Origin of the sequence: Oscillibacter sp. (assembly GCF_032060045.1) — a bacterium.
Lineage (GTDB): Bacteria > Bacillota > Clostridia > Oscillospirales > Oscillospiraceae > Oscillibacter.
Map to the genome: position 1 here is coordinate 6,472 of NZ_DAMBZJ010000032.1, position 14,854 is coordinate 21,325.

At 54.9% G+C, this 14,854-nt stretch carries 17 protein-coding genes and 1 other RNA gene; 17 read left to right on the forward strand and 1 reads right to left on the reverse strand.

Features of this window, described 5'->3' with window-relative positions:
* Positions 1 to 307: 307 nt before the first annotated feature.
* The 15 genes from RT018_RS12355 (at position 308) to RT018_RS12425 (ending at position 12,009) form a co-directional block, all read left to right on the forward strand.
* Positions 308 to 946 (forward strand): stage II sporulation protein M, encoded by a 639-nt coding sequence (locus RT018_RS12355; RefSeq protein ID WP_312942487.1) that lies wholly within the window; start codon positions 308 to 310, stop codon positions 944 to 946.
* Positions 947 to 1,015: 69 nt separating this feature from the next.
* A complete protein-coding gene (gene xerD, locus RT018_RS12360) occupies positions 1,016 to 1,903 on the forward strand; it encodes a site-specific tyrosine recombinase XerD (protein WP_312942431.1) in 888 nt (295 codons plus the stop codon).
* A gap of 128 nt (positions 1,904 to 2,031) precedes the next feature.
* Positions 2,032 to 2,502, forward strand: coding sequence for a sigma-70 family RNA polymerase sigma factor (locus tag RT018_RS12365; RefSeq protein ID WP_312942432.1), 471 nt, complete (start codon positions 2,032 to 2,034; stop codon positions 2,500 to 2,502).
* Complete coding sequence (locus RT018_RS12370; RefSeq protein WP_312942433.1) at positions 2,499 to 3,902, forward strand: DUF4179 domain-containing protein; 1,404 nt, start codon at positions 2,499 to 2,501, stop codon at positions 3,900 to 3,902. The genes RT018_RS12365 and RT018_RS12370 overlap by 4 nt, the downstream gene beginning before the upstream one ends.
* A gap of 107 nt (positions 3,903 to 4,009) precedes the next feature.
* Positions 4,010 to 4,519: a crossover junction endodeoxyribonuclease RuvC gene (ruvC, locus tag RT018_RS12375; RefSeq protein ID WP_312942435.1), complete on the forward strand. Its 510-nt coding sequence runs from the start codon at positions 4,010 to 4,012 to the stop codon at positions 4,517 to 4,519.
* Between the two features lie 53 nt (positions 4,520 to 4,572).
* Positions 4,573 to 5,178: a Holliday junction branch migration protein RuvA gene (gene ruvA / locus RT018_RS12380; RefSeq protein WP_312942438.1), complete on the forward strand. Its 606-nt coding sequence runs from the start codon at positions 4,573 to 4,575 to the stop codon at positions 5,176 to 5,178.
* Between the two features lie 137 nt (positions 5,179 to 5,315).
* Positions 5,316 to 5,648, forward strand: a complete 333-nt coding sequence (locus tag RT018_RS12385; protein WP_312942440.1) for a DUF6054 family protein — start codon at positions 5,316 to 5,318, stop codon at positions 5,646 to 5,648.
* A gap of 50 nt (positions 5,649 to 5,698) precedes the next feature.
* Positions 5,699 to 6,751 (forward strand): Holliday junction branch migration DNA helicase RuvB, encoded by a 1,053-nt coding sequence (gene ruvB / locus RT018_RS12390; protein ID WP_312942441.1) that lies wholly within the window; start codon positions 5,699 to 5,701, stop codon positions 6,749 to 6,751.
* A gap of 26 nt (positions 6,752 to 6,777) precedes the next feature.
* The gene (gene glmM / locus RT018_RS12395) at positions 6,778 to 8,133 is read left to right on the forward strand and encodes a phosphoglucosamine mutase (RefSeq protein ID WP_312942443.1); all 1,356 of its coding nucleotides are present in this window, start codon (positions 6,778 to 6,780) and stop codon (positions 8,131 to 8,133) included.
* Between the two features lie 99 nt (positions 8,134 to 8,232).
* The gene (locus RT018_RS12400; RefSeq protein ID WP_312942445.1) at positions 8,233 to 8,874 is read left to right on the forward strand and encodes a sigma-70 family RNA polymerase sigma factor; all 642 of its coding nucleotides are present in this window, start codon (positions 8,233 to 8,235) and stop codon (positions 8,872 to 8,874) included.
* A 38-nt stretch (positions 8,875 to 8,912) separates the two neighbouring features.
* Complete coding sequence (locus RT018_RS12405; protein ID WP_293009465.1) at positions 8,913 to 9,194, forward strand: zinc-ribbon domain containing protein; 282 nt, start codon at positions 8,913 to 8,915, stop codon at positions 9,192 to 9,194.
* Between the two features lie 258 nt (positions 9,195 to 9,452).
* Complete coding sequence (locus RT018_RS12410) at positions 9,453 to 9,662, forward strand: DUF1858 domain-containing protein (protein WP_312942447.1); 210 nt, start codon at positions 9,453 to 9,455, stop codon at positions 9,660 to 9,662.
* Between the two features lie 119 nt (positions 9,663 to 9,781).
* Positions 9,782 to 10,495 (forward strand): class I SAM-dependent methyltransferase, encoded by a 714-nt coding sequence (locus RT018_RS12415; RefSeq protein WP_312942448.1) that lies wholly within the window; start codon positions 9,782 to 9,784, stop codon positions 10,493 to 10,495.
* Complete coding sequence (locus tag RT018_RS12420) at positions 10,479 to 11,270, forward strand: Nif3-like dinuclear metal center hexameric protein (RefSeq protein ID WP_312942450.1); 792 nt, start codon at positions 10,479 to 10,481, stop codon at positions 11,268 to 11,270. The genes RT018_RS12415 and RT018_RS12420 overlap by 17 nt, the downstream gene beginning before the upstream one ends.
* A gap of 4 nt (positions 11,271 to 11,274) precedes the next feature.
* Complete coding sequence (locus RT018_RS12425) at positions 11,275 to 12,009, forward strand: YebC/PmpR family DNA-binding transcriptional regulator (protein WP_312942452.1); 735 nt, start codon at positions 11,275 to 11,277, stop codon at positions 12,007 to 12,009.
* A gap of 398 nt (positions 12,010 to 12,407) precedes the next feature.
* Here RT018_RS12425 and rnpB read toward each other — a convergent pair.
* Positions 12,408 to 12,835: RNase P RNA component class A (rnpB, locus tag RT018_RS12430), an RNA gene on the reverse strand.
* A gap of 147 nt (positions 12,836 to 12,982) precedes the next feature.
* Here rnpB and murD point away from each other — a divergent pair.
* Both murD and RT018_RS12440 read left to right on the forward strand, forming a co-directional pair.
* Positions 12,983 to 14,362 carry a UDP-N-acetylmuramoyl-L-alanine--D-glutamate ligase gene (gene murD, locus RT018_RS12435; RefSeq protein ID WP_312942454.1) on the forward strand — a complete coding sequence of 460 codons (1,380 nt, stop codon included), beginning with the start codon at positions 12,983 to 12,985 and terminating at the stop codon, positions 14,360 to 14,362.
* A gap of 43 nt (positions 14,363 to 14,405) precedes the next feature.
* Positions 14,406 to 14,854, forward strand: a 449-nt coding sequence (locus RT018_RS12440; RefSeq protein WP_312942456.1) for a sporulation protein YunB, incomplete at its 3' end; no start/stop codon positions are given.

Sequence of the window (14,854 nt, forward strand, 5' to 3'; positions counted from 1 at the left end):
ACTTAGCAAAGGCTCTGAAACGCGTATTTGTATACCGGCGCAGATGTTGTGGGGTCCGCTTGTGGGCGGACCCCACATCTTGACGTTTTTACCAGCGGGAAGACGGTTATAAATATTAAGTTTCAATAGTTTACATAACGTTATTTACATAACATTTTGTCATAGTTTACAAAAAATTTAGGATTCCTGAAAAGCCCTTGCAGTCTGCGAAAAAAAGCAATATATTAATAAGGACGATATTTACGTTAACCGACTTCTAACCTGTCCGCCCACCGCATAGATTTGCGTGAGGTGAGGCACTTTGTTTGTGGGGTCGGTGGGCGGCGGACGCCGTCTGATGCGGAGCGGACGCGGTCCGTGGCTCCGCTTGTTGCTGTTAGCCACCTGTTTTCTTGTGGGCCTGTTTTTGGGACAGGTTCTTTCCGCCCGCGTGAGTGCGGAAACAGCCAAGGAGCTGACGGAGTATTTAAACGGCTATTTTTCGCTGAGTACTCCGCCGGAGCCAAGCGGGAGAACGGTGCTTTCCGCGCTCGCGGTTTATTTTCGCTATCCGTTGTTGGCGTTTTTGCTGGGCTTTGCTTCGGTGGGCGCGGCGCTGCTTCCGGCTGTCACGGTGGCATATGGCTTCTTTCTTTCGTTTTCCGTGTGCTGTCTTACGGCGGCTTTCGGCCCTGGCGGGGTGCTTTTGGCGCTGGCGGTTTTTGGTTTGCGGTGCTTGATTACACTTCCGTGCTATTTTGCGGTGGCAGTTCCGGCACTGGAAAAGTCCGTGGCGCTGGCGGCACTGTCTCTTGAAAAAGGCGGGCGGCCCTCGCCCCCGGTTTATGATCGGGCCTGGTGGCTTCGGTTTGGGGTGGTGAGTGCGGTTTTGTCTGCCGGTGTGCTGACGGAGCTGCTGGTGACTCCGTGGCTTTTAAACTGGGTTTTGGGAATGATTCTTCGGTGACATAAAATTTTAAAAACCGTGCCGAGCAGGGTTATCCCCATCGGCAGCGGGAGAGGGGGAACTTTTACTGTGGGGGCGGACTACCTGAAGTTATACGAAAAATATCTGACCGCAGAGAAAGGCTCCTCCGTCAATACGGTGTCCGCCTATCTGCGGGACGTGGCCCAGTTTCAGGAGTTCCTCCATGTGGAGGAGGGCAGTGAGCTGCGCCGTGCCGCGCCCGAAATGGTTCAGCGTTATATGGATTGGATGCATACAAAGGGCAAATCCGCGGCCTCGGTGACGCGGTTTTTGGCCGCCGTCAAGTCTTTTTATGGCTTTATGGTATCTTCCGGCTCCATGACTGCCAGCCCCGCACGAGGACTGACATCCACAAAAGCGGAGCGGCGATATCCCGAAATTCTCACCAGCAAGGAAGTGGAGCTGTTTTTGGAGCAGCCCCGCTGCATGGACACTAAGGGCTTCCGGGATCACGCCATGCTGGAGCTGCTGTACGCCACCGGTATCCGCGTCAGCGAGTTGATCGCGCTGGATGTGGATGATCTGAATTTGTCAGCGGGATTTCTGCGCTGTGCCAGCCGCGGCCGGGAGAGGATTATCCCACTATACCCCGCGGCGGTTAAGGCCCTGCGGGATTATGAGTTGAGCGTCCGGCCGGAAATCATCGCAGATATGGACGAGCGGGCCCTGTTTGTGAACATGAGCGGCGAGCGCATGAGCCGTCAGGGTTTCTGGAAAATTATTAAGTTCTATCAGGACAAAGCGGGGATTCAAAAGGACATTACGCCGCACACTTTGCGCCACTCCTTTGCCGTCCACCTGCTGGAAAACGGGGCGGATTTGCGTTCCATTCAGGAGATGCTGGGCCACGCGGATATATCCTCCACGCAGATTTACACCCATGTGGTGAAAAATCAGCTCAAGGATGTCTACAACAAGGCCCATCCCAAGGCGTGAATCGAATAGGAGCTAGCCGGGGCCGGTGCGGGAATATTCCTGCGCCGGCTCCTTATTTTTTTAAATTTTCTGCCCGGTAAATCAAAACGCGCAGATAAATGCTCTAATAGACAGAGAGGGGGGATCGGGTGGATCAGGAAGAATTTGTCCGGAGGACAGAGGCTTTTCGGACACGGCTGTATCGCACGGCTTTTGCGTATCTGGGAGGCGAGGCGGCGGCACTGGAGGCCGTGGATGAGGCGGTGTATCAGGCACTGCGGCACCTGCGCCAGCTTCGAGAGCCGGACTATTTTGAAACGTGGCTTACCCGCATTCTCATCAATGAGTGTGGACGAGAGCTGCGGCGGCTGAAGCGTCAGTGCCCGGAAGAATATTTGCCGGAGGCAGGAGAGAACTTTGACTACGACGCGTTGCCTTTACGCGAGGCGGTGGCCCGTCTTCCTCAGAAGCTACGGCAAGTGATTGCCCTGCGGTACTTTGGAGATTTGACGCAGACAGAAACCGCGCGGGCGCTGAGCATCCCGCAGGGAACTGTGGTCACCCGTCAGCGCAGGGCGCTGGTGCTCTTGAAACTGGAACTGGAGGAGGGAGAATCGTGAACCGAAACGAGGAATACGCAGCGCTGAAAGCTTCAATAGTGGAACCGGCGCAGCTTGAGTATACGGTAACAAGAGCCTTGAAGCGAAACTGCAAAGCCCGTAGGCGCATCCGTCTTTTCGGAATTCCCGCTGGGAGCTTCGCAGCGTGCTTTCTTGGCTTTATGCTGCTGGTGAATTTATTTCCACTCTTTGCCCGGGCCTGCGGCGGTGTACCGGTGCTACGGGATCTGGCAAGGGCGGTGTCGTGGTCGCCATCTCTCTCCGCCGCGGTAGAGCGTGACTACGTGCAGCCCGTGGGACAAGAAGAACACAAAGACGGAATTACCGCCCGGGTGGAATACCTGATTGTGGACCAGAAGCAGCTGGAGATTTTTTACTCTCTGGATTCAGACCGATACAAAGCGCTGGAGGCAGACGCCAGCATAAAGCTGCCTGACAGCAAGGGCGGATATGGCAGCTCCAGCGGGTCATACGGCACGCCCAACGGGGAACTGCGGCAGATGACGGTGAATTTTATGGAGCGGGATGTGCCTGAGCGCCTGACCCTGCTTCTGAATGTCTATCAGAATACCTATGAGAACGACATGACGGAGCCGAAGACCAACGAAGAATCTATGGAGGAAACATATTTTGGCCCTCGTACCTCCAAACCGGACATTCTGACGACGTTTGCCTTTGACCTTACCTTCGATCCCCAATTCACCGCCCAAGGCAAGAGTGTGGAAGTGGAGCGAACCTTCCTAATTGACAATCAGACCCTGATACTCAAGCGCGCGGAGATTTATCCCACCCACCTGCGGCTGGACTTCGGCTATGTTCCGGAAAATACCGCGTGGCTGAAAGGTTTGGAATTTTACGTGGAAAATGAGCGAGGCGAGCGGTATGATCCGGTACGCAACGGACTTACCGCCAGCGGAGAAGAAGCATCGCCATCCACAGTGACTTATTGGATGGATTCCACGTATTTCAGCGAGAGCAAAGAATTAACGCTTTATATCACACGGGTGCGCTGGCTGGATAAGGACCGAGAACGCATTCGGTTGAATCTGGACACGGGAGAGCACGACCTCTTGCCGGACGGCACGGAGCTTGCTGAGATTCAACGGCTTGAGAGCGGGAATTTGCTGACATTCCGGGCAAAGGAGTATCGGGAAGGGCTAATGTACAGCCTTTGGAGCGGATATCTGGATGAAAACGGGGAGGAGCAGCCCTTTTCCACTTCCGGCTCTTCCTACACCTATCAGGACTCCACTACCGGTGAGTATCTGGACGGCAGCACATCTGGCGCCTTTTACGAGACGGTGCCGCTGCCTGCGACTGCCGGTTCAGAGGTCTGGCTGAAGCCGGTCTTTACCCGGGTGGCGGACTTTTCCGTTCCTTTGAAAATTCCCATCAGATAAAAGAAAGCGCAAAAAAGGAACGCCTTGAAACAGGCGTTCCTTTTTTCATGTTGCGCATCCCTCTACGATTTGCTATAATAACTTTGATTGTGCGAAGGAGGGGCGCTATGCGGATTCTTGGAATTGACCCCGGTGTGGCTACCATCGGCTTCGGGCTGGTGGAAGCGGACCGGGGCAGCGCGCGTATGGTGACCTATGGCACCGTCACCACCCCTGCAAGTCTGCCGCTTTCCCGGCGGCTTTATCAGATTTCCGGGGATATGGAGGCCTTAATCAGCAAGCTGAAGCCGGAAGTCATTGCGGTGGAGGAATTGTTTTTCAACAACAATATTACCACGGGCATTGCTGTGGCCCACGGCCGGGGCGTTATTTTGCTGTCTGCCGAGAGTTGCGGCGTGCCGCTGTTTGAGTACACGCCCTCGCAGGTGAAAATGGCGGTGGTGGGGTATGGCAAGGCAGAGAAGCGTCAGGTGATGGACATGACCCGGCGGCTTTTAAACCTGAAATCCGTTCCCCGCCCAGACGACGCGGCGGATGCACTGGCGTTGGCTCTTTGCCATGCAAGGAGTTTTACTTCACGGCTACCGCGGATGTGCGGCGTAAAAGAGACGATCTGAACGATAGGACGCGGAGTACAGTCTGCATTTGAAGGAAGAATGGGAGGAATCCTGTGTTTTACTATCTAAACGGCATTGTTGCCGAGGTGCAGCCCAATCTGGCGGTGATCGACTGCGGCGGTGTGGGTTATGCCTGCGCCACTACGGGGCACACGCTGGGGGGGCTAAAAAAAGGAGAAAAGGCCAAGCTGTACACCCATTTTCACGTGGCTGAAAACGCTTTCGGGCTGTACGGCTTCGGAAGCCCTGCAGAACTTGGAAGTTTCAAGTTGCTCATCGGCGTGTCTGGTGTAGGGCCCAAGGCCGCACTGGCGATTCTGTCCGTTTCCACCCCGGAAACGCTGGCTATGTCCGTCATCACCGGGGACGAAAAGGCCCTGACGGCAGCTCCCGGTATCGGGAAGAAAATTGCCCAGCGCATTATTCTGGAACTGAAAGATAAAATGAGTAAAGAGAGCGCGGCCAACGGCTTTGCTCTGGGCACGGGGGGCGGCGCTGTCAGTGCTGATCTAACCAGTAAAACCATGGAAGCCGCCGCCGCTTTGAGCGTGCTGGGCTATTCCGCGGCGGAAACAGCGGCGGCTCTAAAAGGCGTGGACACACAAAGTCTGCCGCTGGAGGAGATTATCCGCGCTTGCCTCAAAAAAATGGCAAAGTAAGCAGAGGCCCTTCGGTGTACGCGAAACACCCGGAGATTGATGTGCCGATAAGAGCGATTTTCGGCAAAAGAGGAAAAGGGATTAAGGCAGTGCGCTATGTCACGCGTGCCACCGCTATACAGGGAAGGAGAACGACTATGGCAAAATACGAGCGTCGTTTTCAGGGAGAATTTGATAGCTCGCTGAACGTCTTGCATGCCGGAATTTTAAACGGCAGCGCATCCGCAACTTACGAGGACGGAAGCGACTATTCCGCTGGCGACGTACGTTGCGCCGTGCGAGTTTACGAGCGGTACAGCTATGCCGGGGGAAACCGGGTCAGCCTGAATCTGACATTGATCGGTTGCGGAACAGAATTGTTTCTCACCGTGATTACCTCCGGTGGAAGTCAGGCCATGTTTTTCAAGATTAACACCTTGGGAGAGGAAGCGTTTTTGGACACCGTACGTGATATAGCGGAATCTCTGTAAAGTGAAATCGCAATACAGAGAAAAGTGTCTGATTTGGAGGAAGTGAGCAGTTGAGCATTGACTTTGGAAGTGACATTTATGAAGAGCCCATCGTTGCCAAAACCTTTCTTGAGGAGGATGGCGGCGAGATTTCCCTGCGCCCCCGTGCACTACGGGACTACATAGGGCAGGAGAAGGCCAAGGAGAATCTGAGCGTGTTTATTGCCGCCGCCAAGCAGCGGACGGAGCCGCTGGACCATGTACTGCTTCACGGCCCTCCTGGACTTGGCAAGACCACGTTGGCGGGCATCATTGCAGGTGAGATGGGGGTCAACATTCGTATTACCTCCGGCCCTGCCATTGAAAAACCGGGAGATCTGGCTGCTCTTTTGACAAATCTTTCGGAGAACGACATTCTGTTTGTGGATGAGATTCATCGACTGAACCGGGCCGTGGAGGAGATTTTGTACCCGGCCATGGAGGACTATGCGCTGGATATTATCGTGGGCAAAGGCCCTTCTGCAAATTCCATCCGTTTGGACCTACCACGGTTTACCCTGATCGGGGCCACCACCCGGGCGGGCCAACTCTCTGCGCCCCTGCGGGACCGCTTTGGCGTGACCCTGCGGCTGGAGCTGTATTCTTCAGAGGAATTGGCTTTGATTGTCACGCGCAGTGCCGGAATTCTAAATGTTCCCATTGAGGACGCGGGCGCGTTTGAGATTGCCAAGCGCAGCCGTGGAACACCCCGGATTGCCAACCGGATGCTTCGTCGTGTGCGGGATTTCGCACAGGTGAAAGCCGACGGCGTCATTACCAAGGCGGTTGCGGATCATGCGTTAAACGCGCTGGAGGTGGACTATCTGGGCCTTGACTCCGTGGACCGGAGAATGCTCTCCGCCATTGTTGAGAACTATAGCGGAGGTCCGGTGGGTCTTGAGACGCTGGCTGCCACCATCGGAGAAGAGGCCATTACCTTGGAAGACGTTTATGAGCCGTATCTGATGCAGTTGGGCTTTCTTACCCGCACACCCCGGGGCCGCTGCGTAACCCACCGGGCGTATTCCCATCTTGGGTTGAGTGTTCCCGGCGGGACGGAGCAGCCCGAGCAGCTTTCCTTATGATTTTTGAATAAAACGAGGTATGTAATATGGGCAAACTCTTTGGGACCGACGGCATCCGCGGCGTAGTGGGGGAAACCCTTACGGCGCAGGAAGCGTTTCGTGTGGGTCAGGCCGTGGCCACCGTGCTGATGGAGGATTTGGGACGCCGCCCCGTGGTTTTAATCGGCAAAGATACCCGCGTTTCCTCCGATATGCTGGAATCTGCGCTGATGGCTGGTATCTGCGATGTGGGCGGCGATGTGAAGCCGTTGGGCACCATCCCCACCCCTGCCGTGGCGTATTTGACGGTGCGGGAGCGAGGCGACGCGGGCATTGTGGTTTCCGCGTCCCATAATCCTTACGAGCACAACGGAATCAAGGTGTTTAACGCTCAGGGCTACAAGCTCTCCGACGAGGTGGAGCTGCGGGTGGAGGAGAAAATTTTATCCGACGGGCCCATCAAGTCTCGTACCCGGGACGAAATCGGCCGCCGTCATCACGGAATGCGCCAGCTAAAGCGGGACTACATAGATTTCGTGGCAGGTACGGTTGAGAGCGATCTTGTGGGGCTGCGCATCTTGGCAGACTGCGCCAACGGCGCGGCCAGCGCCACCGCGCCGGAACTGTTTGGCCGGTTTAAGGCCCACACGGATTTTATCCACACCCAACCCGACGGCGTGAATATCAACAGCCGCTGCGGCTCCACATATCTTACAGACCTCGCGGCTGCGGTGATAAAAGGGAAGTACGACGTGGGCGTGGCCTTTGACGGAGACGCGGACCGATGCCTTCTGGTGGATGAGACTGGCGGTCATATCGACGGCGACAAGGTGATGGCTGTGTGCGCCGCGGACATGAAGCGCAGAGGAAAGCTCAACGGAAACGCGCTGGTTGCCACCGTGATGAGCAACCTGGGCCTCCACGAATTCTGCCGTACGGGCGGGTTAGAGCTGATTTGCACCGACGTGGGAGACCGGAACGTGCTGGAAGAAATGCTTCGGAGCGACTTTCGCATCGGCGGCGAGCAGTCCGGTCACACCATTTTTACAGATTTGGAAACCACCGGAGACGGCCAGGTCACCGCGCTTCAGTTTTTACAGGTTTTAAAGACCTCCGGCAAGAAGGCTTCGGAGCTGGTGTCCGTCTGTCCGACGTATCCGCAGGAGTTGATTAACGTACCTGTGGATCATCAAAGGGGTGTGAAGGAGGCGATTATGGCCTCGTCCGCCTTGCAAAGTGCCGTGGAAGCGGAGGAGAAGGCCATGGGCGGCGAGGGCCGCATTCTGGTGCGCCCCTCTGGAACGGAAGCGTTGATTCGTGTTATGGTCGAGGCGAAAACCACTGAAAAGGCGCACAAAACGGCTGAAAAGCTTGCGGATTTTGTTCGAAACCTTAAAATCTGACAGATGCCGCAGAGCGGAATTGCCAGAATTTTCAAAAGAAATTTTAACGAATTTTATATTTCACTTGACAAAATTTGTGTTCAAAAGGTATAATAACGTATGTGCAAGTGCGAAGAGTCTAATTCATTCTGTGCAGATGGCCTTTCGGATGAGGAGCTATGTGCTCAAGCCGCCCGCGGGAATCGCGGAGCGGAGGAGCGTCTTGTCTCCAAATACACCCGTCTGGTTCGTTCCTGTGCCCGCCCGTTCTTTCTGATCGGGGGTGACAGCGAGGATTTGCTTCAAGAAGGAATGATCGGACTGATGAAGGCCGTCCGGGAATACGACGGAGAAAGAGACGCCTCTTTTCGCACTTTTGCCGAAACTTGTGTCCGCAATCGTCTGCTTTCAGTCCTGCGCGCCGCTTCCCGCGGCAAGCACATGCCTCTGAACCAGTCGGTTTCTCTTGATACACCCTTCTTTGATCGCGACTCTTACACCCTTGGTACCCGGGATCTGACGCAGCGCAGCCCTGAAGATTTTCTGATCGACAGGGAGCACACGAGCAGTCTCTTGTTTGGTGTTCGGAAACAGTTGTCCGAGTTTGAAGCGAAGATTTTGGGGTATTATTTAGACGGTTTATCTTGTCGGGAAATTGCCGAAACCGTGGGCAAATCCCCTAAATCCGTGGACAACGCCGTGCAGCGGATCCGTCGTAAGGTGGCACGGCAACTTCTTTCCGGCGATTTCAGCAAGAGCTGAACGCAATATATTTTTCTTTTCAAAGAGAGGGTAAAATCATGTACGAAGACAAGACTTTAGTGTGCAAAGAGTGTGGGCAGGAGTTCGTGTTCACCGCCGGTGAGCAGGAGTTCTATGCTGAGCGTGGCTTCCAGAATGAGCCCCAGCGCTGCAAGGGCTGCCGCGATGCTCGCAAGACCGCTTCTCGTGGTCCCCGGGAGTACTTCGCCGCTGTTTGCGCATCCTGCGGTGGCGAGGCTCGCGTTCCCTTCGAGCCCAAGTCCGACCGTCCTGTGTATTGCAGCGAGTGCTTCGCTAAGATGCGCGAGGAGCAGAGATAACGAAAGTCATCTCAGAGGAACGCCCGAAAGGGCGTTCCTTTTTTTGTATCATTTTTTTAAGTTTTGCATTTTAGAAAACGCGGCGCTTTAGCAAGAATCTTTTATAGTTTGGTACGAATTTGGTACGAATAAGGAAGAGATTGCCGCTTTGTATGAAATTTCCCGCGGATTTCTCTTGAAATCAGAAGAAAAACGGGGTATAATATGAAAAGAGAACGGAGTTTTGCTCCGATAAACTGAACTTTTGGAGGCAAACTTATGGTTGAAATTACTAAGGACACCATCATCGGTGATATTCTGGACATGGCTCCTCAGACCGCACCGATTTTTTTCTCTATTGGAATGCACTGCCTGGGCTGCCCTTCCTCCCGCGGCGAAACCGTGGAGGAAGCTTGCATGGTTCATGGCGTAGACGTGGACAAGCTGTTGACGCTGGTCAACGATGAAGCCAACAAGGCAGCGGAATAAGGCTTTTTCAAGGAAGAATCTTACAGAACGCATACGGGAAATCCGTATGCGTTCCGTTTGTAAGCGGTTTCGAGGCGGTTGCAAAAATTATTTGTCCCAGTGGATCGAAGGGAGACGGAATGAATACACGGAAACCTGAGCTGTCAACCCGGCTCCATTTGCTGGCGGACTGGGTGCCCCAAGGAGCGGCCCTTGTGGACGTAGGAACAGACCACGCCTATCTCCCAGTTCGACTGGCGCTGGAGGGGCGGCTCCGATTTGCCATCGCTTGCGACCTGCGTCCCGGCCCTCTGAGCCGGGGACAAGATACTGCACGGCGCTTCGGCGTTTTGGAACAGATAGACTTCCGGCTGTGCGATGGGCTTGCCGGAGTGGGCGCCAAAGAAGTGGACACCGTGGTGATTGCCGGCATGGGCGGGGAGAACATTGTTTCCATCCTTGCTGCCGCTCCTTGGACGGCGGATAGCAATCATATATTGCTGCTTCAGCCCCAATCACGGGCCGAGGAACTGCGGGCCTTTCTCATCGCCAACGGCTACGCTATCTGCCGGGAGCAGCTGGTGGAGGATCGGGGCACCATCTATCCCGTGCTGAAGGTGCGCCCCGGACATCAGGACCCGTACCCCGGGCAGATTTACGGCGGTGCTCACCTGATGGGAGACCCGCTGGGAGGACGGTATCTTGTTGAGCAGATTTTAAGGCTCCAGACGGCGGTGGCCGGACTAAACCGCGGAAGCGGACCGGAAACATCGGAAAAAGCGGACCGGTTGCGGGATGTAATTGCGTCCCTGATGGTATTATGGGAGGAGTGGCGTCATGCCAACGGCTCTTGAAATTGAAAAAAGCCTGTTTGACCTCGCGCCCAAAGTCGGTGCAATGGATTGGGACAACGTGGGTTTGCTGGTGGGCGACCCGGCTGCGGAGATCACTCGCGCTCTGGCGGCGCTGGATGTGACGGAAGCGGTTGTGGATGAGGCAATTACAAAAGGTTGCCAATTGATTGTGGCTCACCATCCCGTGATGAACTGCCGGTGGCTCCCGGTGCAGACCCTGCGGGAGGATACCCCCCAGGGACGATTGCTGCGCAAGCTGGTCCGGGCGAATATGTGCGTAGTCTGTATGCATACGAATCTGGATGTAGCGGAGGGCGGCGTCAACGACGTACTGGCCCGTACTCTCCGCTTGGAGGACCCTGGGCCGCTTACCGGAACGGATGCGCTTATCCGCATGGGGCGACTCCCCGCGCCAATGGCGCTGCGGGATTTTGCCGCGTTTATCTCTCAGACACTGGGCTGCAACGGTGTGCGCTACGCCGACGCGGGAAAACCAGTGCTTCGCGTGGCCGTGGGTGGGGGAGCCTGCGGGGACTATGCGGATGCAGTGGCAGCCGCTGGGTGCGATACCTTTGTGACTTCTGATCTGGGCTATCACGCATTTTTAGATGCGGAGGGGAAGGGGATCAACCTGATTGACGCAGGCCATTTTCCAACGGAGGATCCGGTCTGTCATGCGCTGATCAACTGGCTACAAGAAAAATTCCCCGGGCTTTCCATTGAAAAATCCGCTTCCCACCGGGAAGTTATTCAATTCTACATCAAAGGAGAATAAACATATGTCTGGACATTCCAAGTGGCATAACATCCAAAAGACCAAGGGTGCGGCGGACGCGAAACGGTCTGCGGCGTTCACCAAGGTGGCGAAGGAAATTCTCGTTGCCGTAAAAGAGGGCGGCAGTGGCGATCCCAATAACAACTCCCGTCTTGCCACCGTGATTGCCAAGGCTAAGGCCGTGAATATGCCGAACGACAATATCAAGCGCACCATTGACAAGGCTCTTGGCTCGGGCAATACAGAGAGTTTTGAGTCCATTACCTACGAGGGATATGGTCCCGGCGGTGTGGCTGTCATTGTGGAGGCCCTCACCGACAATCGCCAGCGCACCGCGCCGGAGGTTCGTCACGCTTTTGACAAGTGCAACGGCAATATGGGTGCTCCCGGCTGCGTTAGTTGGTCTTTTGACCGAAAGGGCGTCATCGTCATTGACAACGAGGACGGCGAGCTGGACGAGGATACCGTAATGATGGATGCGCTGGAAGCTGGTGCGGCGGATTTCACCGCGGACGGACCGGCCCTTGAAATTAATACCGATCCGGAAACCTTCAACGCTGTGGTAAAAGCTCTGGAGGAGAAGGGATATAGCTTTGTCAACGCCGACATCGAGATGGTTCCTCAGAACACCATCGTGCTCAGCAGTGAGGGCGATGTGAAGAACATGGATAAGCTTATTGATATGCTGGAAGATAACGAGGACGTGCAGAACGTCTGGCACAACTGGGAGCAGGACTGAGCTGCAACGTCCCATTTTCAGAGTGTCTGCTGATCAAAGCATTCTATGACCCGCATTAAAAAATAGGAAGCCCGGGAGCATATGCCCCCGGGCTTTTTGGGGCTGTTATATTCAACAAAATCTAAGTTTTGTTGAATTGACATTAGAGATCGACTGAGGAAAGCGGGAAAAAGCAGGGCAAGTATAAGCAATGAGAAAGAGCAGCTAAGATTGCTGGACGGAGAGACAGGGGAAAATAAAAAAACACTGAGAGTGGATTCCGGACGAAGCAGATAGAAATCTTTATCGGAGCGGCAGGAAAGTTTTTTAAAACACAATCAATTTATAAAAGCGAAAGGGAGAGGCGCCAGAAAAAAGAACAAGCCCTGACTGCGTATTCCGCAGTCAGGGCCATATCTGATGCAAGCAAAACTGTAAGCCGGGTTCTGTATTTGACAGTCATCTATCTCGACGCGCCGTCGCCGACGCGCTCAAGCCACCTCCCGGAAGCGGTCGGGCCAACCTGTTGCTTCCCCACGGTGTTGCTCCGGATAGAGTTTACAGCGACGGACTGTCTCCAACCGTCGGGTGAGCTCTTACCTCACCTTTCCATCCTTACCGTCTTTTGCCAATCCACGGAAGCCGACAATTCCGCGTTCCGCCCAAGGGCAGCGCTAGCCGACGCGGCCCGACCGCCATGGAACGGCAAAAGACGGCGGTATATCTCTGTTGCACTTTTCCTGAAGTCGCCTTCGGCGGGCGTTACCCGTTATCCTTGCCCTGTGGAGCCCGGACTTTCCTCATAGACGGCCTTTCGGCCTGCCCACGCGACTGTCTGTTTTACTTGCCCGTTTATTTTACCTGCTCTTTCACTGCTTGTCAACAGCAAAGAATATGAAAAATTTGAGAGGCCTGATTGCTATTTTTAGCGCTTTGCGGTATACTGTTTTGAGTAATTTTTCCGCCCCTGCGGGCGTTTTTGGAGGGACTGCTTATGACGTTACAGGAATACATCACATCCATTCGGGAAAAAACCGTAGCCATTGTAGGAATTGGCGTCAGCAACACGCCGCTGATCGAGCTATTGGCAAAAGCGGGCGTCCATGTCACCGCCTGTGACCGCAAAAGCCGGGAAGATCTGGGCGGCCAGGCCGGACGACTGGAGGAGCTTGGCGTGACGCTGAAGCTGGGGGAGGATTATCTGAAGAATCTAACCCAAGACGTGATTTTCCGCACGCCGGGACTGCGGCAGGACGTTTCCGAGTTGCTGGCAGCGGCAGCGCGGGGAAGCGAGATTACCTCTGAAATGGAGATCTTCTTTCAGGTGGCTCCTTGCATGCTGATCGCCGTCACCGGAAGCGACGGGAAGACCACCACCACCACGCTCATCTCAGAGTTTTTACGGGAGGCCGGAAAGACCGTCCATGTGGGCGGAAACATCGGCCGTCCGCTGCTATGCGAGGCAGATGAAATGCGGTCGGAAGATTATGCAGTTTTGGAACTGAGCTCTTTCCAACTGATGACCATGACGCGCAGTCCCCACATCGCGGTGATTACGAATTTGGCCCCCAATCATCTGGACGTGCACCGGGATATGGCCGAGTATATTGCTGCAAAGGAAAACATCTTTACGCATCAGTCTGTGGAAGATGTTGCAGTATTCAATGCCGATAATGCTATTACGGCGGAGCAGGCAAGCCGAGCCGTTGGACGAAGGCGGCTGTTCTCCCGAAAAGGGGAGCCCACGGAGGGCGTATTTCTTCGGGGAGATGTGATTGTTTCCCGGATGGACGGGGCAGAGCGGGAAATCATGCGCACGTCTGACATCCTGCTTCCCGGGGTTCATAACGTGGAAAACTATATGGCAGCGATTGCCGCCACGGACGGAATGGTGCCCGATGAAGCCATGCGGCAGGTGGCCCGAACCTTTGCCGGCGTGGAACACCGTATTGAGCTGGTGCGGACACTGCGAGGCGCGCGGTATTATAACGACTCGATCGGAACCAGTCCCTCCCGCACCATCGCGGGGCTGCGGTCTTTCCCGGAAAAAGTCATTCTCATTGCCGGGGGGTACGACAAACACATTCCCTTCGATACGCTGGGGCCCGAGCTTGTAGAGCATGTGAAGCTTCTGATTCTCTGCGGAGCCACAGCGGAAAAAATCCGCGCCTGCGTTCAACATGCGCCCAACTATCAGGGCGTTCCAGAGATGCTGACTGTCACTGAGCTTCGCGCCGCTGTGGAAACGGCGGCACAGAGAGCGGGTGAGGGCGATGTAGTGCTGATGAGTCCCGCCTGCGCAGCTTTTGACCAATTTAAAAACTTTATGGAGCGGGGCAGAGCCTTTAAGCAGATTGTGTCGGGATTGAAATAGGGAAAAGCCCCTATTGCATAGAATCTTCCAATGGGGTGATTCTATGAGATCATACGGATACTACCGCCGCCCCCTGACCCGCCGGACACTGGCGCGGCTGCTGTTGGCGGCGGTGCTTCTGGGGCTGGGAATTTTTGCCACTGTGGCAGGTCATCAGATGAAACAGTTGTTGACTCAGTTGGCCATTACCCGCGTCAGCAACACGGTGAACAGCATCGTTACGCAGGCGGTGAATGAGACAATTGACAACGGGGAGATTAAATACGACGACTTGATTTCCTTTGAAAAGGACAACGAGGGAAAAATCACGGCGGTGAAAAGCAACATGCCGGAGTTTAACCGCCTGCAGTCTAAAATTTTAAAGGTAATTTTAGAGCGGCTGTCTGATGTTTCCACAAAAGATTTGTCGATTCCAGTGGGGAGCCTTACCGGATCCGCGTTGCTGTCGGGGCGAGGGCCGGGTGTAAAGGTTCGGATGCAGTCTGTGGGATC